Here is a 22,043-nt window from a genome sequence, read left to right on the forward strand (position 1 = left end):
CCTTGGATTATTCAAATATTATTTCTACCTTTGCAACGCCTTAGGCAATAGTGCCTATTGTATATAATATTTCATGAACCCATTTTTAGAACTGGGAATCCGTGAGGAAGTTGTTAATGCCATCTCAGAATTAGGTTTCGAAAAACCTTCTGAAATTCAGGAAAAAGCCATTCCTGTTTTATTGACTGGTAACGACGATTTTGTCGGATTAGCCCAAACTGGCACAGGAAAGACCGCGGCATTTGGTCTTCCATTATTAGAGCAATTAGACTTTTCTCAAAAACACCCACAGGCATTAATCCTTTGCCCTACTCGGGAATTATGTTTACAAATCTCAAAAGATTTAGAAAAATTTGCTAAATACGTTGACAACGTACATGTTGTTGCTGTATATGGAGGTGCAAATATCTCAGACCAGCTACGTCAGATCAGACGTGGAGTGCAAATTGTAGTAGCGACCCCGGGTCGTATGTTGGATATCATTGGCAGAAATGCGATTGATTTTTCAAATGTAAAATATGTTGTATTAGATGAAGCGGATGAGATGCTCAATATGGGCTTCAAAGAAGACATCAACAGCATTTTGTCAGAAACTCCTGACGAGAAAAAAACTTGGTTATTTTCAGCGACAATGCCTTCTGAAGTGCGTCGTATCGCAAAGAATTATATGACCGATCCTGTTGAGCTTACTGTAGGTACAAAAAATACCGGTAATGCCAACATTGAACACCACTATTATTTGATCAAAGCAAAGGATAAATATGCTGCGTTCAAACGTATCGTGGATTCAAACCCTGATATCTTTGGTATCGTATTTTGTCGTACAAAAATCGAAACACAGGATATCGCTGAAGCGTTGATCAAAGATGGTTACAATGCAGATTCGCTGCACGGTGACTTGTCTCAACAACAACGTGATAAAGTAATGAAACGTTACCGTGACCGTAGTTTACAATTATTGATCGCAACAGACGTAGCCGCTCGTGGTATTGATGTAAGTGATGTAACTCACGTTATTAACTTCTCTTTACCGGATGAAACAGAAAACTATACGCACCGCTCAGGTCGTACTGCCCGTGCAGGTAAAACTGGTATTTCTCTTTCTTTGGTAAACGTAAAAGAACTTAGCAAAATCCGTCATCTTGAAAAGATTATCGGTAAACCTTTTGAGAAAAAACAAGTTCCTCAAGGTGCTGAAGTGTGTGAAAAACAATTGTTCTCTATCGTTAAAAAGATTGAAAACGTTGAGGTAAATGATGAACAAATCAGTCCATTCTTGCCTGCAATTATGGAAAATCTGGAATCTCTTTCAAAAGAAGATATCATCAAAAGATTTGCATCCCTTGAATTCAACCGTTTCTTGGACTATTACAAAAATGCTCCTGATTTAAATATCGAAGCCCGTGAAGGTTCCCGTGAAGATCGTGGTGACAGACGTGATGGTCGTTCCCGCGAAGGCTCAAAAGGTTATACACGTTTGTTTATGAACTTAGGTTCAGTAGATGAATTCTCTCGTGGAGACATGTTAGGCTTTATCTGTAACAATGCAAATATCTCCGGAAAATCCATTGGTAAGATTGACTTAAAAGGTGTGTTTACATTCTTTGAAGTACAAGATGCTGAAGTAGAGAAAGTATTCCAAGGATTCCAGGGTGTAGATTTCAACGGTCGTCAAGTTCGTATCGAAGTATCTGGTGAAGCGAGAGGTGAAGGCCGTGGTGATCGTGGCAGAAGCCGTGGTGGTGACCGTGGCGGAAGACGCGAAGGTGGATACCGTGGTGGTGATCGCAGCGGAAGACGTGAAGGTGGATACGGAGGCGGAAGACGTGAAGGCGGATTCAGCGGCGAAAGACGTGACCGTGGTGGCAATGGCGGAGGTTTCCGCGATTTCTCAGGTAAACGTAAAGAATCCAAAAGCAAATACTAAATTTAGTATTTAAATAAACGTATGAAGACCCTGATCTGGAAAGCCTCTGCTTTGTAGATCAGGGTCTTTTTCATTTATAAGACTTCCCATGGGCATACGCCCCGAATAGCCAAGCCGTCCATGTCAAAACACCTATCTAATTTCATTTTTCACAGGCTATAATCTCCTCAAAAAAGCGTAAATTAGCTTAATTACACGAACTGGATTTCCACCATGCCAACAGCAACGAGATTATTTGATTTAGCCTATTTGCAACAAGAAACTGCACCTGGCTTTCCGATGTTTTCCTACAAAGACGGAACAAACTGGGTAGCGGTAAGCAATACAGAATTTATTGAACGGACCAATCGGGTATCCAAAGGTTTAATTGCTCTCGGCATCCAGCCGGGTGAAAAGATTGCTTTAATCAGTGAAAACCGTATCGAATGGAATATTCTTGATTTTGCGATCCAACAGATTGGTGCTGTTGTCGTCGCGATTTACCCCAATATTTCTGAATCCGATTATAGCTATATATTCAACCATGCCGAGATTAAAAACTGTATCGTAAGTTCCAAAAAATTGTACGGCAAGATTACTTCGATCAAGGGATTATGTCCACTATTGGAACATATTTTCACCCTAGATAAAGAAGACGATTTACCACATTGGCAGCATTTTGTGACCATGGGCGATTCCATAACTGATGAGCAGCTTCAGCAGCTGCAAAATGCGGTCAACGCCGACTCCCTTGCCTCGATCATTTATACATCGGGCACAACCGGCAATCCAAAAGGTGTCATGCTGACTCACCGTAATCTTTTGGCCGATACCATGAGCAGTGAATATTCTTTTCCTGTAGTACGCGGAGACCGTGCGCTCTCCTTTCTACCGGTTTGCCATGCCTATGAACGCGTATTCCAATATGTTTATATGTATAAGGGATTGACCATCTTTTTCGCCCAGTCAATGGATAGTATTGGAGAAGATTTCAGATCAGTCCGCCCGCATATCTTTTCTGCTGTGCCGCGTGTACTTGAAAAAGTGTATGAAAAAATTATTGCGACAGGTGAAAAGCTCACCGGATTAAAGCGTAGGATATTCTTTTGGTCTCTTCGTGTCGGTGAACAATACACATTGGAAAACCGCTCTTGGTGGTATGCTATCAAATTAAGTATCGCACGAAAGTTAGTCTTTTCAAAATGGCGGGAAGCATTGGGTGGCGACATCAAGGGGATTGCATCTGGCAGCGCGGCTCTACAGGAAAGATTAACGCGTCTGTATATGGCAGCCGGAATACCTATTTATGAAGGCTATGGGCTGACCGAAGCGGGTCCCTGTATTGCCGTAAACTGTTTTAAAAGAGGAATGAAAATAGGCACAGTGGGCCTTCCGTTGATCAATATCGAGATCAAACTTGCCGAAGATGGGGAGATCTTAACCAAAGGCGACAACAATATGATCGGCTACTACAAAAATGAGGAGGCTACTGCGGAAGTGCTCAAAGATGGCTGGTTATATACCGGAGATATCGGCCAATGGATTGACGGTAAATTTCTCAAAATAATCGACCGCAAGAAAGAGATGTTCAAGACCTCCGGCGGGAAATATATTGTCCCACAACAGTTGGAATCCAAAATTGTGGAATCTTCCCTTATCGAGCAGGTCATGGTGATTGGCGAGTCCCGAAAATTCCCCGCAGCTTTAATCGTACCAAACTATGCCAATCTTTTGGACTGGAGCAAAAATTCCGCACCCGCATTGGCAAAACTGCCCAAAATAGAATTTTTGAAAAGCCCCGAAGTCAAACAACAGATTGAGTCCGAACTCAATCGCATCAATCAAAATTTTGGCAATTGGGAACAGATCAAAAAATTTGCGATTATTCCGAACGAAATGACGATAGAGACCGGTGAATTAACCCCTACCCTAAAAATGAAACGGAAAATTATTCTCCAGAAGTATGAAAAAGAAGTTGAGGCGATCTACACTGCTTAACGAGATAGAAAAAACAACCTATTTCTCAGGATCAAACAACAAAGCATATAAGATTTCAGTAAGTGGATCGGATACTTATGCCTGCGCATAGAAATAATAATCAATCAGCTGGCTATAAAAACCTCAGCAAGCTCTCGTGTAAATATTAAAATAAAAATCAATGAGATTAAAAAAACATAGCCTTTGTCTCTGACAAAGGCTATGTTATATTACAGATTTTCTATTCTTACGACTTCTTGGGGAGACGTTGACGAATTGCCTCATAAATCACAACAGCAGCTGATACAGACACGTTAAGGGAGCCTATTTCACCATACATTGGTATCTTGGCAAGATTATCCGCGATACGGATCAAATCATTTGATACACCTACATCTTCAGCGCCCATAATGACACATGTAGGTGCTGTATAATCCACGTCATAGATACTCGAAGTTGTTTTTTCTGTACTAACAACCAATTGTACTCCTGAATCTATCAGAAATTTACCCACTTTTGAAAGGCTATCATGACGGCAGACCGGAATCTTGTACAATGCACCAGCTGATGTTTTAATTGCATCCGGATTTACCTCTGCGGATCCTTTTTTAGGGACAATGATTGCATGTACACCTGAACACTCAGCAGTACGCGCAATAGCCCCCAGATTACGCACATCGGTCACCCCGTCTAACATCAAAAGTAAAGGTGTTTCGCCCTTTTCATAGATCTGTGGGAGGAGCTCTTCAATATTCTGATAGGTAATTGGTGAAATAACAGCAATGACCCCTTGATGGTTTTTCCGTGTGATACGGTTTAATTTCTCAATGGGCACCTGCTGAAAAGCAATGTTATGCTCTTTCAGTAAGGATTTCAGTTCTAAAATCAAACTACCGCTTAATCCGCGTTGTACAAATAACGATTCAATCTCTTTACCACTATCGATCGCTTCGATGACGGCCCGGATACCGAATACCATCTGATTTACCTCACGTCTTTCGCCCTGATCGCGATCACGTCGCTGAAAATTTCCTTGCATAATAAAACTAAATATTACCTTCCAAAATAGAAGAGATTGCAAAGGTACAAAAATTAACAGGAATTAGAATGGTCGATTTAGCTTAAACCCAAGTTAAACTCCTTACGCAAAGTATCTAAAAGCGGATTTTTACTGACCATTGCCTGGTACTTTTCCTGCGAAGTATAGGGTTTGCGTGAAACCGTAAATTCCATCATCACCCCTTGTAGATCCAGCGCAAAATTTTGCAGCTTTACCCGAAGGTAATTCAAGACATCCACTTTCGCGCTTTGCAGTACATCCATCTGCACAGCATTCTCCACATCAATCTCGATCAGGGTGCCATTCAACCGCGGTTGAGTAGCAGTCATCATCGTATACAGGTTAATTTTATTTTCGGCCTTCAACTGCTCAGCATAAGCATTCCAAATGGCTATAAATTGATTAAAGCTTACCTCGCGCTGTTCGGTCCCCCTTATTAATTCAGGTTCGTCGCCCTCTTTGGCAACCGAATTGTTGTCATAAATCGTGTTCAGATCCGGTAATGATGGAATAATTGCTGAGGCTGAGGCGCCCCATCCGCCTTTTTTTACTTTTGGAGGTACATTTGAAACAACATCATTTTTCACTTCGGGCTTGACGACCGAAGACTGAGAACTGGAAACTGGCGTTTGTGGGTTGGATGCGGGTGCTGCTGTCAATACCGTTGATGTTGGAACCGCATTTCCGGAAAGGACTGCTGTAGAAGGACTTTCTTTCGGTTGCGGGATTACTGGCTCAGGAAGTTTTTTTTTTACTCCTTCAGCAGCTGAAGGAATCTGTACAGAACCAAGCTGGCTTAACTTAATAGCACTTGCGATATGACACATTTTCAACAAAGCAAGTTCCACTTGTAAACGTTGGTTTTTGCTTGTCTTGTAGTTTATTTCACACTGATTTGAGATATTCAATGCTGACAATAAAAATCCCGAAGAGGCCTTCTGTGATTGCTGTAAATATTTCTGACGTATGCTATCACTAACTTCCAATAATTTTAATGTGGCAGGTTCCCTCGCTACCAACAAATTGCGAAAATGAGCAGACAAACCGGCAATGAAATGACTTCCATCGAAGCCATGGTTTAAAATCTCATTAAATGTCAAAAGCGTTTGCGCAGCATCCTCAGCCAGGATCGCATCCGTTAGCTTAAAATAGTAATCGTAATCCAGAATATTCAGATTATCGATAACCGCCTGATAGGTTACGTTTTTATTTGAGAAACTGACAATTTGATCAAACATGGACAAGGCGTCACGAAGACCACCGTCAGCCTTTTGCGCAATGATATGTAGACCATCCTGATCATAAGCAATCGCTTCACGATCCGCTATTCTGGCTAGATGGCCCGCCATGTCCTCCACTTTTATACGATTAAAATCAAAAATCTGACAACGTGAAAGAATCGTCGGCAGAATCTTATGTTTCTCCGTCGTTGCCAGGATAAAAATCGCATAAGAAGGTGGTTCTTCCAATGTTTTCAGAAAGGCATTGAAAGCAGCCTGCGAGAGCATGTGCACCTCATCGATGATATAGATCTTATACTTTCCGGCTTGTGGGGGTATACGGACCTGATCGATCAGGTTACGGATATCGTCTACCGAGTTGTTAGATGCAGCATCAAGTTCATGAATACTAAATGAATTTCCGTTTTGAAAAGATTTACAGCTGTCACATTCACCACATGGCTCAGTACCGGGCAAGATCTGCTCACAATTTATCGTTTTGGCCAAAATACGGGCACAAGTAGTTTTACCAACACCACGTGGCCCACAGAATAAAAATGCCTGCGCCAACTGATTGTTGTGAATTGCATTTTTTAATGTACCTGTAATGTGTTGCTGACCTACAACCGAATCAAAGGTAATCGGGCGGTATTTACGTGCAGAAACAATAAAATTATCCATTGCACGAAGATACGGATTTTAAAAAAGAAAACAGAGATTCTGAAACCTAAAAATCAAAGTCGGCACGTCCAATTCTCATCGCTCCGCTATTTGGAAGATAAACAAAGGAACGCAAATGCATCACTAATTTGCAGTAGAGTTCCGATTAAAACTGAAGTAGATACACATAAAAGGCGAATGATGTCGAGAAGACTGTAATCGCAAAAACATTTTTCTCAAATCCCTATAAAAAGCGATCATAATTTGTTAAATTTATATTACACTAATGTTATTAAATTGTTAAGAATTGAAGATCAAAGGATGCCATATTGCTTTTTTAACCATTTTATACTGGTTTACTTGCAGTCTACAAATTGCTAGGGCGCAGCACTATGATTTTGATTTTTATGATGGAAGAGTTTCGATTAACGTTCCGCCATCCTTCAATATTCCCTTCAATGACAGTTTAACAGCAGCTCGTGTACAGGAGTTCTATCAGGTTGCTGATCAGACAGAATACCATGATCTGGTAAATAGTTTGCTGGAATACAAAGATAAACAACACCTCAACGACTGGGTATATTATCAGCTTGTACGTCGCACGGCCCAACAGATTGCGCCAAAAGCAGAGAACTATGCACGCTATACACTTTACAAATGGTTTCTAATGTGCAAATCTGGATATGATGCCCGTTTGGCTGTAGGCAATAACCAAATAATCTTTTTCATTCAAAACAATGAAGATATTTCTGATATTCCCTTTTTTGAAGTTGACGGTAAAAAATATACCTGCCTGAATTTCCACGATTATGGAAAACTATTTCAACGTGCAGACACTTATATCCCCGTAAAGATTAAAGTACCGGAAGCCACACATGATTTTAGCTATAAAATCACAAAGCTGCCCGATTTTGTACCGGCCAACTACATCGAAAAACAAATTGCTTTCAAATATGGCCACAAGGCCTATCATTTTAATGTTAAGTTGAATAATGAGATCAGCGACCTTTTTAAAAACTACCCGGGTGTCGATTTCGAGACCTATTTCAATATCCCATTAAGTAAGGAAACTTATCAATCCCTGGTTCCTGCACTCAAAGAAAATCTAAAAGGGAAGAAAGAAAAAGAAGGCGTAGATTATTTAATGCGGTTTACACGCTACGCTTTTCTGTACGAAAATGATGAAGAGAATTTTGGAACGGAAAAACGGCTATCTCCAGAACAGACCTTATTAAACAAATATAGTGATTGCGATGATCGTGCAGCGCTGTTCTTTTATCTCGTCAAAGAGATTTACAATCTCCCGATGATTACGCTGCTTTACCCTACGCATATCACCATGGCCGTTCAATTCGAACAGCCCATTGGTGACGACGCTATTTTATATAATGGAAAGTACTATTCAGTCTGCGAACCTACACCACAGGCTCAAAGTCTGGCGATAGGCCAACTGTCTGATGAACTAAAAAAACAATCTTACCAGATTGTATATCACTATGAGCCAAGGTAAAATGCTGTTCCAAAAGCTACCGACAATTTTAATTTATAGCAAGAGATAAAGATTATACCTACTCTATGTTTTTAAGCTGATCAAACACGACGACTCATTTTCCCATCAATAAAGTGTACCGATAAGTTTCAATAGGTCAGCATACTTCCCATCTGTACGATGAGCGGCAATAGTAATTGTATTTTCTCTGCCTTTGTATTTTAATGTAATCACATAATCCGTTCCATCCACACAGCGCGCGCATTCCTCAATTTTAGCATCCATTAATTTATAGGCATCGATATAGTTGGACAACTGTTCAAATGTGACATCACTTGTTTTATAAACTTTATCTTTTGGGGCTTCCGGAACAATGCTTTTTGGATATCTAATTTCTGTTTTATTTTTGTCAATAATGATATTTACAACGTCGCCCCAACCAGATACCCCTTTTATTTCTACTTGAGGTCCAGCAAGTTCAGGATCAGTTTTGTCATCAGATTTCTTGCACCCTAAAAATAGGAAGATACTTAACACAAATAAATAGATCGCTTTTTTCATAATTTAAAGTTTATATTATTTGACTATATAACGAAATATTCGCATAAAATGCGACAAAAAAAATCCTGCTATAAGCAGGATTTTTCTAAAAGTTCATGGATGTTATATAATTTATTTAACTTGACCCGGAGTTGTATATGCCAAAGTTTGTGGATCATAATGAGCCCAACCTTTTGTCCAATCTTCCGCACCAAAAGCACCTCTAAAAGTTACTTTCTTAAAGAAGCTATCTGAAAGTTTAGCATGCGTAAAATCTGCTCCTGTAGCGGCTACCGAGTTATCAAGAAGTGCAAAATCAGGAGTACCGCTACTGTTCGAAATATCCTTAGCAAAAAGATAAGGAGCTTTATACAAGGCAGCTGCAAATTGTTTACCATCAAACACATTATTAGTTTTTAGAAGAGTTTCAAGCTGTGCGCTCAATGATCCGCCAACAGGGCTGATTTTAAAATCTACAAGGTTGCCGTAAAACAAATTGTTCGCAAAGACCGATTCTTTGGCAATAATATTCTTCGCTGTTGCTTCTGGCGTTTCGACTTTAGTATCATCAACGTGAATACCTGCTAGTCTGAAGCCAGTGATCACAGAGTTTAATACTGAAATAGAGGAGTTTCTACGGATATGAATACCATGTTGATTATTTTCAGCAATAGAGTTTTTCTCTGTCTGTTTTGGACCTAATATAGTGACATTTGAAAAAACACCTGATGTTTTAGGAGTAACATTCTTTCCATCTGCATTGTTATCAGATTCAAAGCCATTTGAGCCAGATACATCAGCAAGAGAAGGAACTCGTTGAGCAACTGCAAATTGAACTTTACCAGAATAGCCAAAATCAGTATCAAAATCATCATCCCAAGTACCAACTGTAACAAGGTGTGATGCATTAACTGTACCACCGAACCATTCAAAGGCATCATCACCGGAACGATAGACCTGTATATAATCTAATGTTGTCCCACTACCTACACCAGCTAATGTTAAACCATTAATTTCATTATCCGGCGAGAACATAACTCCTGGAAACTCTATACGTACATATTTCATTGTCCCAGAATTATCTGCCGCCTCTGTACCTCCATAATAGATATAATCTTTTTCATTTTTACCCGCTGGAGCATTCAAACCGCCCTCAATTTTAGCTTCGCCCGCATTTACTGGAGCTTTCCCTAAAATAATTACTCCGCCCCAATCCCCTTTATCACGGGCACCAGCAGGCAATGCTGATGTAAATACAATAGGTTTCTCAGCAGTTCCCTCAGCTTTGATTTTCGCGCCTCTGGTTATTGTTAAAGTTCCTTTTGAAGCTTTATCACCCTTAATAATAGTTCCGGGTTCAATGGTCAGAGTGGCACCATTGCTTACAAAAACAAACCCTTTTAATAAATAGATTTTATCAGCTGACCAAGTTGTATTTGATGTAATTTCTCCAGAGACAACAACGACATCTTTATCCACGGGGTTCGTTGGAGTTTCAGTATCATTACCATCATCTGTAATTTTAGTTTCTTTACAAGCTCCGGCAAATAATAAAGCTGCTAAGGAGAAAAATAAAAATCTTTTTTTCATTGGGATAATTTTTTTTATCGGCAACAGACCTACCGTCTGTTTATTTCGTGTTGTTGAATAGATGCTGTAGCCGATTTGTTAAGTTTTATTTTGTTAATCAAAGGACTTAATTTGTTTTAACTTCAAGATTAAGACTGTATTAAATATTTGTTACCTATTAAAAAGTATAATTAAATGATAATGAATAGTTTGCACCCATTTTATATTTATAAAGAGTTTCATTTGGTTTATTTTGCGCTTTATTATCAAAATAAACATTCACAGCATTGTTCAAAATATCACCAGCGTTAAATTTGATCTCACCTTTCTTATTTAATACTTTATAACCTATCTGGGCATCCAATACGTTGCGAGGTGCTTCATACGCGCTGGTGAATCGAATACTTCCAGCCTGAGCTATCCGCTTTCCGACACGATTATACAGGATATTGATACTCAATTTATTATCCAAGGCAGTATGTTGTAAACCGGCATTAATAACATAAGGAGATTGGCCTACCATTGGTCTGGTTTTCTCAATATAGTCCTGATCAGTTGGATTTTCTACTTTTGAATGAACTACAGACAAATTCAGGTAAGCGATTGTATTTTTAAAGAAGTCATTATCCACAACAAAGCTTAAGTTTTTACGTGCCTCCAGCTCGACTCCATATAAAGTTGCTTTTGGTGTGTTGAAATATGACACATCAACTGTCGAATTAACATCATAACGCAATGGTTCGATTGCATCCGTAAATTGTTTATAAAAAGCAGAAACTGACAATATTTCTCCAGCAGTAGGATAAACCTCAAATCGTAAATCCGCATTGTTAATAGAACTTCTCTTTAGATTCACGTTACCCGAAACCATTCCTAAATTTTCGTAATCATAAAACTGAAAAGGAGCTAACTCTCTCAGTTCGGGGCGTGCCAAAGTACGATAGTACGAGGCTCTCAAATTCATCTTGGAATCTATGCTATAAGTGAAATTAACGGAAGGCAATAAATCAAATTTCTTATCACTAACAACCTCTCTAATCTTATTTTGATTATCAACATCGTTTGAATTGATTTTCACATCATAATTTTCAACGCGCAATCCATAAACTACCCTAAACTTATCATCAAATTTCTGATCTAGCATTGCGTAACCAAAAGAAGTCAGTGAATTCGCATTGTATAAGTCACCGCTACCAACGATTTCATTGAATTTATAATAATTTTTATTGATCAAATCTATTGAAAACAATTGATCTGGAGGTAAAGCGGTAACTCTTCTGATCTCATCAGGATCTACAGTCAATGCATTGATCTCGGCACCAACAAAACGTGCATCAAAATTACGTTTACGATATTGCGCACCGCCGCCAAATTTCACTGTAGAAGGAGCATCTAAAAAACTCATTGGTCTTGCATAGCCTGCTTCTCCCGAAAATATATTTTCATTCATCTCTGAAAATACCCGCGCATTATTCTTTCCTATACCGGAAACATCCGCTAAGTAAGGGGTAGCTGGGTTCGTCTCATCAATATCGCGTTTGTAGTTGATCTTAGTCTGATTTGGTTGGCTATTACCTATATTACTCCAAGAAGCTGTCCATTTCAACTTATCATTTTTATCGCTTAAAACGTGCTCCCCTTCTATCGTGGATTTAAACAGTGATTTTTGCAAAATGTCATAGGCAAAGAACTTATTGTCAGATAATTTAGATGCATCCGTTCCTCGACGTTCTAGATAGTTATTGTCGTATGTACGATTATATAAGTTCTTCCATGTAATTTTATTTTTTCCGAACGAATAAGCGAAATTCGCTAACGCACCTAAGTTCGTTGAAAACTTATACACATTATCGCTAAAGTCGTATTGATACCATTCACGTTTAAGATCTAATAAGGTATTTTGGGAATTTCTATAATTCACAGAGAACAGAGCACCAAAACGGTTGTTATTTTCATATTGTTTTACCTTTCCTAAGGAAAACTGATAGGTTTGAGAAGGTAAAGCCGACTTATTCTGTACCGCATAGTCGTTAGGCAATGATTTTAAAACCAAACGATTCCATTTCCCTGATAACCCAGCCTGAATCTCCTCCCTCGCAGGGAAATTCTTAGCAAGTTTGTTAGAACCATCATCAAAACCCAGATAATTTTGAGTATTCTTTTTAGTTTGTAAGAAATCCTTGAATGTAGAAGCTGTATTGTAACCATATCCCACACCAAAGGATACGAAATCCTTGTCTGGAATATCTTTTGTTGTGATCTGAACCGCACCACCCGCAAAATCCGCTGGAAGATCTGGTGTCGCAGTTTTTGAAATTGTAATCTTATCAATTAAATTTGACGGAATAATATCAAACGAAAATGCGCGACGGTTAGCTTCTGTACTCGGCAACACTGAACCATCCATCATAGCCACATTATATCGATCACTAAGCCCCCTTACAATCACAAACTTATTGTCCTGAATAGTGGTTCCACTTACACGACGTAGAGCCTCAGAGGTATTTTTGTCCGGTGATCTTCTAATTTGCTCACTTGAGATACCATCAGAAATCAATGCGCTATTTTTTTGCTGTGCATATAATGCACCAATAGATTCCTTCTTAAAAGAACCTGTAATCACAACTTGATCTAACATCTTACCTTCCGGATTATCAAGGACAATATCCAAATTGGTCATGTCATTCGCTTTGATCTCAACTTCAGTAATTTGTTTCGTAGCGTAACCGATATAAGCGTACTCGACAGTATATTTTCCAGCAGGCAAAGCAGGAATACTATACTTACCAGAAACATCTGAGCTTCCGCCTCTAGAAGTTCCAATAACACGAATAGTTACCCCCGTAATCGTTTCTCCTGTTTTGCTATTTGTAATAGTCCCCATTAACTTCCCGCTGCTCTGTGCATAAACTGTTGTTGACGCAGCTACGACGAACGTAATGGCAGCAGCGATTCTTTTAAGTTGTAATTGTGGTTCCAATTTATTTTGTTTTTTGTTTCTGCAAAGCTATTGGCGGAATATTATATTAACATTAACAACGAATTACCATTACGTAAACCACTTGTTAATTTAATGTTACCTAGTAAATTCTAACTTAAAACCCTAGATAAAATCCCGCTTGAAGCAGTATTTTGAGCGATTATTCAATTTTTCGATGAGACGATATTAATGAAGTGTAATAAAATTATTAAGTCGAAAAGTTATTAACATATTAAGGTCAGTTTTAGGTTTTAGTACATTTACTTATGCATATCATTGTAATTCGATAAGAACAGGATATTCGTTCATACTATTGTTTAGAAGCAAGGTCGACCTTATTATTGCAATAATATTGCATATGCAAAGCAATTTCTCTAAGTTTGAATATATTTTCAATATTTGAGCATATGAGCAATCCGATCGTATCTACTGAACAGCTAACATTCCGATATACCCATGCGAAAAGCATCGAATTTCCGGACATCTATATCGAGAAAGGACAACATACCCTATTATTGGGTGATTCAGGCACAGGTAAAACGACTTTGTTGAATATGCTTGGCGGTCTATCCAGACCTGAAACAGGACATGTTAAAATCAATGATCAGGATCTTTCCCTATTATCTAACAGCAAGCTCGACAGATTCAGGTCGCAATACATTGGTTTTATCTTCCAGGAAGCTCATCTTCTCAAAAATTTAACCCTACTGGAAAACATCAAATTGGCTCAATCTCTCGCAGGAAAAAATGTAGCTGTGGATGAGATCCACCAAGTATTGAAACAGCTGCAATTGGATCATAAAACAGCAGCCTATCCAAATGAATTAAGCCGTGGTCAGTTACAACGCGCTGCTATTGCACGGAGCGTCATTAATAAACCGGCCCTGCTCATTGCAGATGAACCCACAGCAGCATTAGATGATAACAATACAAATCGTGTACTGGAACTCCTGTTGGGTATCGCAGATACCGCTGGCTCGACCCTATTGATCACAACACACGACAAACGGATCAAAGATCGGTTTTCGAAAATGTATCTCTTAAAATAATCGCTTACGGCCTCTTATTCATCACCCTCTTAGATTTAAAATTTGTTATGAACACGATACAGTTGGTTTGGAAAAATTTAAGTAGACAATTTGGTTCTGTCTTTCTGAGTATTTTACTGACAGCTTTTGGGATTTCCATTCTGGCAGTGCTTTCCATCACAGGTGAAACATTTGAAAAGCAGCTCGACAATAATAGTAAGAATATTGACCTTGTTGTCGGTGCCAAAGGTAGTCCGCTCCAATTGATCTTATCCAGTGTATACCATATCGACAATCCAACAGGAAATATACCCCTAGATGAGCTCGAACCCTTACGCCAGAATCCGCTTGTCCAATTGGCCGTACCCCTATCTCTGGGCGATAACTTTAAAGGGCATCGGATTGTGGGGACAGATTCTTCCTTTCTGGCGATTTACGATACTAAAATCCATGAGGGCCGTATCTGGCAAAAAGACTTTGAAGTCCTTATCGGTGAGCAGGTTGCTAAAAAACAGCATTTGAAAATTGGTGATCAGATCAACAGCTCACATGGCCTAAGCAAAGATGGCCATAGCCATGACGAGCACCCTTTTACGATTGTGGGCATTTTAAAGCAAAATAATAACGTAACCGACAACCTTATTTTGACCAATCTCGAGAGCGTTTGGGATGTTCATGGTATTGCCCATCATCATGCCGAACAGGAAACAGCAGCGCAAAGAGAACAACGTGAACGAGAAGAAGACCGCGAAGAAACAGTCAAAGCACACCAACATCACCATGGCGAAGACCTCGAGGAAAATTCTTCGGCTAAGGCGTTAGTTGAAGAAAAAGAACAGCACGATCACGCAGATCACGACCACGAGGAGGAAGGTGTATTTGTCAAATCTATTGGAGCAGATATGGTGAAACAAAACGGTCTGGAAATAACGGCTATCTTGATAAAATATCAGTCACCAGCCGCTATCGGCATATTGCCTAAAATGATCGACCAACAAACAGATATGCAAGCCGCCTCTCCGGCGATGGAAAGTACACGTCTGTTTTCACTCTTAGGCGTGGGAATAGATTCTTTAGCTATCCTGGCCTACATCATCATGCTCATTGCCGGGCTGAGTGTATTTATCAATCTCTACAACGCGCTGAAACAACGTAAGTATGATCTGGCCATTATGCGTACACTTGGTGCGTCCAAAAGAAAATTATTCAACATTGTTCTATTGGAAGGTTTGACTATAACGATTGTCGGTGGATTGGTGGGACTGTTATTGGCACATCTGGCATTATACTATATCAGTAACCAAACGAGCCAGAGCGCTGACTTTATCGAAGCTTTTAGGCTACATCCAAAAGAATTGGTATTTTTGCTTATCGCTTGTCTCATTGGCGTCCTCGCAGCGCTGATTCCTGCTGTGAAAGCGTACAGGACAAGTATAGCTGGTACTTTATCAAACAAATAGGACGAATGGTTAATTGGAGTAAAAAAACATAAGAATAGCGTATGCAAGATAAATCCTGGATGTGCATCGGCGAAATCTCAGCACGCAATACGTTATACTCAATACTAAAACAGATGAAACCCTTATGATTTATTCATCACCGGATAAATCTGCTAGCTTCATCACAGCTAAAAAATTAAACAGATGAAAAAAATTATCACCGCACTCCTCTTCACATTCTTCAGCATCATACAAGCACATGCGCAGATCGGTAGCAATGCCGATGTACCCGATCATACCCCCATGATGAACAAAACCTGGGATGCCATCGATAAGATGGCCTATAAAGTAACCTATAACGGCGCAAAAAAAGTCTATACTCCTTTTTATCCAAAAGAACTCAAAGCACTGGAAAACAAAGTAGTCGAGCTGCCAGGTTATATGGTTCCATTGCATAGTGGACGCAATCATAAAAACTTTATGATGTCTGTACTGCCTGTCATGCAATGTCAATTTTGTGGTTCGAATGGAATTCCACCGATGGTCGAAGTAACCTTAAAGGGGGGAGCAATTAAATTTTCCGAAGATCCTATTAAGCTTAAAGGGAAGATGGTTTTTACAAAAGATCCGCTTAAGGGAAATTCTGAAATTCAGATCGTCGATGCTGAACTCATAAAATAAGTAGATCGCCCTGTTACGCTGTGAATCTTGCCTATCCTTAGATGAGATTCACATGGATACGCCCAAAAAACAGGTTGAATTTATCGATTAAGGAGTGAGACCTCAAGACAAGCCGCCAACGCCGCTGTTTCCGTACGTAAGCGGGCATCTCCAAGCGATATGGGCTGAAAGCCTGCAGCTAGGGCCAAATCTATCTCCTCCGCTGAAAAATCACCCTCTGGACCTATCAAAATAATATAATGCTGCCCTGGCTCAATTAGTTGGCTCAAATATTTTTTGTCGGAATCAACACAATGCGCAATAGCTTTTTGGGTACCATCTAACTGTATGTCCTTGAAAAACTGTTTAAACGATACTGCAGGGTTCAGGCGAGGCAAATACGCTTTTAAAGACTGCTTCATCGCTGATACAATGACCTTATTCAAACGATCCAACTTCACCTCCTTACGCTCCGAATGCTCACAGATAATAGGCGTAACCTCCTGAATTCCGATCTCAGTGGCTTTCTCCAAAAACCACTCGATACGATCGATGTTCTTAGTTGGCCCGACAGCGATATGCAAATGATAATTTGGTTGCTGGTATTTCTCCTTGACATCCAAGATGGCAAGTACGGTACGTTTGGGATGTGGATCTATAATCTCTGCTTCGTACAAGCCACCACGGCCATCTATTAAGTATAAATGATCTCCTGTATTCATACGAAGCACACGGACAGCATGCTTGCTTTCCTCCTCACTGAGAATAAAGTTTTGTAGGGAAGGATTTAATTCGGGAGTAAAAAATAACTGCATGTACTGTTCGTTATGATCTTATTCGGTGACATCGTCATCAGCGGATTCCACCAATTCCAGTTTGACAAATTCTATATTCTGTTGGGCTTTACGAATAATGGTGAATACATAACCGTATTCTTCTTTCCGCTCCCCTACTTCAGGAATTTTATCAAAGATTTCGCTGACCAATCCTGCCATTGTATCGTAATCCTGGCTTGCGGGCAACTCTATTGGAAGAAACTCATTCACATCATGAATACTCGCTCCGGCATCCACCATATACTCTGTTTCAGATATACGTTCGACAACAGGTGTTTCCTCATCGTACTCATCCTGGATCTCTCCGACCAACTCCTCCACGATATCCTCTAAGGTCGCCATCCCAGCAGTGCCACCAAATTCGTCGAGGACAATAGCCAGTTGAAGACGACGTTGCTGAAACTCAGCCATCAGATCATTGATCTTTTTCGTTTCAGGAATAAAGTAGGGCTTACGCATGATATTTTTCATGACCACCTCTTTACCTTTTGCCAAAAGAGGAAGAATATCCTTTGTATGGACAATACCCACAATCTGATCGATATTATCCTCATAGATCGGAATACGCGAATAGCCCTCTTCCGTCATCGTTTCAATCAATTCCGAAGCATCTGCTGTGACTTCAACAGCGACAATCTTAGTCCTCGGTACCATAATATTCTTTACGATACGCTCGTTAAAATCGAAGACGTTTTTAATTAACTCATGTTCGGAAATATCCAGTGCTCCGGATTCTTTTCCTTTATCCAAAAGGTATTGCAGTTCTTCAGATGAATGCGCAGACTCACCCTTGGTCACTTCGAACCCTAAAATCTTAAGCAGAAAATTTGCAAAACCGTTCAGTATCCAAATAAAGGGTCTAAAGATAAAATAGAAAAATTGCAGTGGAACCGCAATCTTCATCGTTGTGGCAACAGGTTTTTGAATGGCTATTGACTTAGGAGCCAGTTCACCAAATACAATGTGCAACACGGTAATGATTGTAAATGCCAACACATGACCTGCGTTGGTAGCGATCTTACCTGTCAATTCAACACCAAAGAAACCTAGTGCCCCCTGCACAATCTGGGTCATTACAGCCTCTCCTACCCAACCCAAGGCCAGTGAAGAAAGTGTAATACCCAATTGTGTAGCGGCCAAATAACCATCCAAATGCTCCGTTATACTTTTGGCAATTGTAGCAACTTTGCTACCTGTTTTCGCCTGAACTTCAATTTGGGAGACTCGGACTTTGACAATAGCAAATTCAGCGGCAACGAAAAATCCGTTGGCTAATACTAAAAACAATGTCCAAAAAATATCGAGCGCCATGCTTGGGGTTATTTGTTAACAAATTCTTTCTTGTACAATTCAATAGCGTCAATCAAGATTCTTTGTGCTTCCTCACGTCCTTTGACTCCTTCTACGATAACGTGTTTCTTTTCTAGCGCTTTGTAGCTTTCAAAGAATTGTACAATTTCCTTCATGGTATGTGGTGGCAATTGATCAATGTCTTTAATGTAGTTGAATACCGGATCATTTTTGGCCACAGCAATAATTTTATCGTCTTGCTCGCCACCATCAACCATATTCATTACACCAATAACTTGCGCTTCAACCAATGTTAAAGGTAAAATATCAACCGAACAAATTACCAAAATATCCAACGGATCTTTGTCGTCGCAATAAGTCTGTGGAATAAAACCATAATTGGCTGGATAAACGACAGATGAACTCATTACTCTGTCCAAAAGCAACAAACCTGTTTCTTTGTCTAATTCGTACTTTCCTTTGGATCCGTTTGTAATCTCAATGATAGCGTTTACGGCATTTGGCACATTCTCACCTGGAGAAACCATGTGCCAAGGGTTTTGTTTACTCATTTTTATTTTACTGTATATTTTGTTTGTTTCTTTTGTCTTTTATTCGCTTTTTGAGCAAAGTAATTGCAATAGGCAAAAATGCGATCACGATCATCCCCACGACCACATATTCAACATAGTGGATAATCCATGGGAACTCTATCCCTAGGAAATATCCAGAAAGAGTCAATACCAGGACCCATATTAAAGCTCCACTGACGTTAAATAAAACGAATTTTTTGAAATCTAATTTTACAACGCCCGCAAAGATAGGTGCAAAAGTACGAACTATTGGGACAAATCTACCTATAATTAACGCGGTTCCCCCATATTTATGATAAAATTCTTCTGCCATCACCACATATTTTCGCTTAAAGATGATACTATCTTTTCGCTTAAATAACATGGGACCGGCTCGATAACCAAACCAATACCCCGTAAAATTGCCCAATATGCCAGCCGCCAATAGGCCCAAACAAAGTGTATAAATACTCACGTCTATCTTATTGAGCGCACAAAACAATCCTGCTAGAAATAATAAGTAATCGCCGGGCAGAAAAAAACCAAAAAACAGACCTGTTTCGGCAAATACGATTAAAATAACTAAATAAAACCCGCCCGAACTCAAGAGCTCTTCAGGATTCATTAGTTGTTGAAATGACAACAAAAGTTCATGCATAACTTTCAGTAAAAATCAATGTTGTTTTCTGAATTTTAGAATCAAAGCCTACTTTTATCCGTGTATAATTTTAAAACAACAAAGTACAAATATAGTATTCTTCTAAAAAACGAAGGTAAATCATTGTAATATAATCTTGTTATTGATTCTGTGCAGTTATGCTGATAATGGACTCCCGAATTGTTTCGGCGATGTGATGAAGCTCATCTTCCTCCAGGCTCAACTTAGGTCCAGCAAAATTTAGGTCACTTATTTTATTGATCGGAACAAGATGGATATGTGCATGCGCGACTTCCAGCCCCACAACAGCCACACCAACCTTAACACATGGAATTACCTTTTTTATCCCTTGTGCAACAATTTTCGCAAATACCCAAAGCGCCATGTATTCATCATCTTCGATATCGAAAATGTAATCTGTTTCTCTTTTTGGGATGACCAGTACGTGACCTTTTGCCAAAGGGCTGATATCCAAAAAGGCCAGAAAATCATTACTTTCCGCCACTTTGTAAGCTGGAATCTCTCCAGCAACGATTTTTGAAAAAATTGTTGACATATTATTCTATATTGGAATAAATTCTTTTTGTAATAAAATATTGAGATAGTAGTATTCAGCATGGAGACTTTAGCAGTGCGGCCATCAGCTGGCATATGAAAAGTCTAATGTCTAATATTTACTATCTAAACACATTCGATAAAAAACGATCATAAGTAACATACATATGATGTTCTGAACAAATATAAACAAAAAAGGTCGCGATTGCTAGAATCCGACCTTCTTAATATAAAGTTAATTTGTGGATGTGCGGTTATGGCGTACCGCACATAACCGACATATATTATCTTGAAATTTCTACAATTTCAAATTCAATCTTACCTGCAGGTACTTCGATCTCTGCCGTATCACCTTTAGATTTACCTAATAATCCCTGAGCTATAGGCGATTTAACTGAAATTTTGCCCGACTTAAGGTCCGCTTCTGATTCAGCAACCAATTGATAAGTCATCACAGCTCCATTCTTTTTATTTTTGATCTTGACAATAGACAAAGCGAGAACTTTAGACGTATCCAGTTTAGATTCATCTATCAATCGAGCTGTCGCCAAAGTATTCTCCAGATTAGCTATTTTAGCCTCATGAAGTCCCTGGGCCTCTTTAGCAGCATCATACTCCGCGTTTTCAGACAAATCACCCTTGTCTCTTGCCTCTGCAATAGCATTGGCAATTTTAGATCTTCCTTCCGTCTTCAGATAAGCTAATTCTTCTTTCAGCTTACGCAATCCTTCTTCCGTAAAATAAGTTACTTCTGCCATAATTTTATCTTTTTTCTTATTTTCTACATTTTAAAAAAGAAACAAGACCATATTACCCTCGTCGGGTAACATGGTCTTGCTTTCAATCTATACGAAGATAATAATTGTTTTCAACAAAACAAATTCTTCTCAAGCAAATATCATTAAATCTCCTCTTCGTCTACAAATTTATACCCCAATCCCCGAACTGTTTGCAAATAATGCGGTTTGTCAGGATTAGTCTCGATTTTTTTCCGCAGACGGACAACATGCATATCCAACGTACGTGTATTGACATTTGAACTATACCCCCATACCACTTCCATTAGCTCCTCCCGTGTGATCTCCCGACCCAAATTTTGGAGAAAATGCAATAAAATCCTGTTTTCCAAGATAGTTAATTCGACTTTTTTACCATCCCGTATTAATGAATGGATATTGGGATGATGCTCGGTCTGCCCAAACTTGTAGATCTCGGGACTGTTTTTAGGCAGAAAAAACTTCACCTTATTATCTATCATTGCAATCAGCACATCCATATTGAACGGCTTACTAATATAGTCCGTCACACCAAAGCTATATGCTTCAATCTTGTCCACATCCTGGGATTTTGCTGTCATCATAATAATGATATTCTCAAATCCTGCTTTACGGACATCTTCACAGATCTCGTTACCTTCTTTTCCAGGGAGCATCCAATCTAAAAGGACCACATCAGGCCTTTTTTCCAAGATTAAACTTTCTGCTTCATTCCCATTTCCGCTTTGGATGACTTGATAGCCTTCAGATTCTAATCGATGTTTTACCAAGAAACGTAAGTTCTCATCATCTTCAATAACAGCAACAGTGATGTCTTTATTCATAAGT

18 protein-coding genes are annotated in these 22,043 nt (G+C 39.3%); 6 read left to right on the forward strand and 12 right to left on the reverse strand.

Annotated elements, in window-relative coordinates; all coding sequences use genetic code 11:
• Window positions 1-73: 73 nt before the first annotated feature.
• Complete coding sequence (locus BWD42_RS20965; protein ID WP_077438362.1) at window positions 74-1,927, forward strand: DEAD/DEAH box helicase; 1,854 nt, start codon at window positions 74-76, stop codon at window positions 1,925-1,927.
• Between the two features lie 213 nt (window positions 1,928-2,140).
• Window positions 2,141-3,904, forward strand: a complete 1,764-nt coding sequence (locus tag BWD42_RS20970) for an AMP-dependent synthetase/ligase (RefSeq protein WP_077438363.1) — start codon at window positions 2,141-2,143, stop codon at window positions 3,902-3,904.
• Between the two features lie 226 nt (window positions 3,905-4,130).
• On the opposite strand, the gene rlmB is transcribed toward BWD42_RS20970, so the two are convergent.
• On the reverse strand, window positions 4,131-4,922 hold the full coding sequence (gene rlmB / locus BWD42_RS20975; RefSeq protein ID WP_077438364.1) for a 23S rRNA (guanosine(2251)-2'-O)-methyltransferase RlmB: 792 nt from the start codon (window positions 4,920-4,922) through the stop codon (window positions 4,131-4,133).
• Between the two features lie 77 nt (window positions 4,923-4,999).
• Window positions 5,000-6,844 (reverse strand): DNA polymerase III subunit gamma/tau, encoded by a 1,845-nt coding sequence (locus BWD42_RS20980; protein ID WP_077438365.1) that lies wholly within the window; start codon window positions 6,842-6,844, stop codon window positions 5,000-5,002.
• A gap of 286 nt (window positions 6,845-7,130) precedes the next feature.
• Between BWD42_RS20980 and BWD42_RS20985 the strand changes: the two genes are divergently transcribed.
• Entirely contained in the window at window positions 7,131-8,333 is a 1,203-nt protein-coding gene (locus tag BWD42_RS20985) for a hypothetical protein (protein WP_254846293.1), read from the forward strand.
• Between the two features lie 105 nt (window positions 8,334-8,438).
• Here BWD42_RS20985 and BWD42_RS20990 read toward each other — a convergent pair whose 3' ends face one another.
• From BWD42_RS20990 to BWD42_RS21000, 3 genes are all read right to left on the reverse strand, one after another.
• Complete coding sequence (locus BWD42_RS20990; protein WP_077438366.1) at window positions 8,439-8,873, reverse strand: hypothetical protein; 435 nt, start codon at window positions 8,871-8,873, stop codon at window positions 8,439-8,441.
• Between the two features lie 111 nt (window positions 8,874-8,984).
• A complete protein-coding gene (locus BWD42_RS20995; RefSeq protein ID WP_077438367.1) occupies window positions 8,985-10,442 on the reverse strand; it encodes a hypothetical protein in 1,458 nt (485 codons plus the stop codon).
• 157 nt (window positions 10,443-10,599) lie between these two features.
• Window positions 10,600-13,401, reverse strand: a complete 2,802-nt coding sequence (locus tag BWD42_RS21000; protein ID WP_254846294.1) for a TonB-dependent receptor — start codon at window positions 13,399-13,401, stop codon at window positions 10,600-10,602.
• 407 nt (window positions 13,402-13,808) lie between these two features.
• On the opposite strand from BWD42_RS21000, the gene BWD42_RS21005 reads away from it, so the two are divergent.
• The 3 genes from BWD42_RS21005 to BWD42_RS21015 all read left to right on the forward strand — a co-directional run bounded on the left by BWD42_RS21005 (window position 13,809) and on the right by BWD42_RS21015 (window position 16,549).
• Entirely contained in the window at window positions 13,809-14,450 is a 642-nt protein-coding gene (locus tag BWD42_RS21005; RefSeq protein WP_077438369.1) for an ABC transporter ATP-binding protein, read from the forward strand.
• 47 nt (window positions 14,451-14,497) lie between these two features.
• Window positions 14,498-15,889, forward strand: coding sequence for an ABC transporter permease (locus BWD42_RS21010; RefSeq protein ID WP_077438370.1), 1,392 nt, complete (start codon window positions 14,498-14,500; stop codon window positions 15,887-15,889).
• Window positions 15,890-16,072: 183 nt separating this feature from the next.
• On the forward strand, window positions 16,073-16,549 hold the full coding sequence (locus BWD42_RS21015; RefSeq protein ID WP_077438371.1) for a hypothetical protein: 477 nt from the start codon (window positions 16,073-16,075) through the stop codon (window positions 16,547-16,549).
• 80 nt (window positions 16,550-16,629) lie between these two features.
• Here BWD42_RS21015 and BWD42_RS21020 read toward each other — a convergent pair whose 3' ends face one another.
• From BWD42_RS21020 to BWD42_RS21050, 7 genes are all read right to left on the reverse strand, one after another.
• On the reverse strand, window positions 16,630-17,343 hold the full coding sequence (locus tag BWD42_RS21020; protein WP_077438372.1) for a 16S rRNA (uracil(1498)-N(3))-methyltransferase: 714 nt from the start codon (window positions 17,341-17,343) through the stop codon (window positions 16,630-16,632).
• Between the two features lie 18 nt (window positions 17,344-17,361).
• Window positions 17,362-18,675, reverse strand: a complete 1,314-nt coding sequence (locus tag BWD42_RS21025; RefSeq protein WP_077438373.1) for a hemolysin family protein — start codon at window positions 18,673-18,675, stop codon at window positions 17,362-17,364.
• Between the two features lie 8 nt (window positions 18,676-18,683).
• Entirely contained in the window at window positions 18,684-19,226 is a 543-nt protein-coding gene (locus BWD42_RS21030; RefSeq protein WP_077438374.1) for an inorganic diphosphatase, read from the reverse strand.
• Window positions 19,227-19,233: 7 nt separating this feature from the next.
• Window positions 19,234-19,884 carry a DedA family protein gene (locus tag BWD42_RS21035; RefSeq protein ID WP_077438375.1) on the reverse strand — a complete coding sequence of 217 codons (651 nt, stop codon included), beginning with the start codon at window positions 19,882-19,884 and terminating at the stop codon, window positions 19,234-19,236.
• Between the two features lie 139 nt (window positions 19,885-20,023).
• Window positions 20,024-20,440 carry an HIT family protein gene (locus tag BWD42_RS21040; protein WP_077438376.1) on the reverse strand — a complete coding sequence of 139 codons (417 nt, stop codon included), beginning with the start codon at window positions 20,438-20,440 and terminating at the stop codon, window positions 20,024-20,026.
• Window positions 20,441-20,723: 283 nt separating this feature from the next.
• Window positions 20,724-21,197 (reverse strand): transcription elongation factor GreA, encoded by a 474-nt coding sequence (gene greA / locus BWD42_RS21045; RefSeq protein ID WP_077438377.1) that lies wholly within the window; start codon window positions 21,195-21,197, stop codon window positions 20,724-20,726.
• A gap of 143 nt (window positions 21,198-21,340) precedes the next feature.
• Window positions 21,341-22,039, reverse strand: coding sequence for a response regulator transcription factor (locus BWD42_RS21050; RefSeq protein ID WP_077438378.1), 699 nt, complete (start codon window positions 22,037-22,039; stop codon window positions 21,341-21,343).
• Window positions 22,040-22,043 lie beyond the last annotated feature (4 nt).

The organism is Sphingobacterium sp. CZ-UAM (assembly GCF_002000245.1).
In the GTDB taxonomy this organism is placed as follows: domain Bacteria; phylum Bacteroidota; class Bacteroidia; order Sphingobacteriales; family Sphingobacteriaceae; genus Sphingobacterium.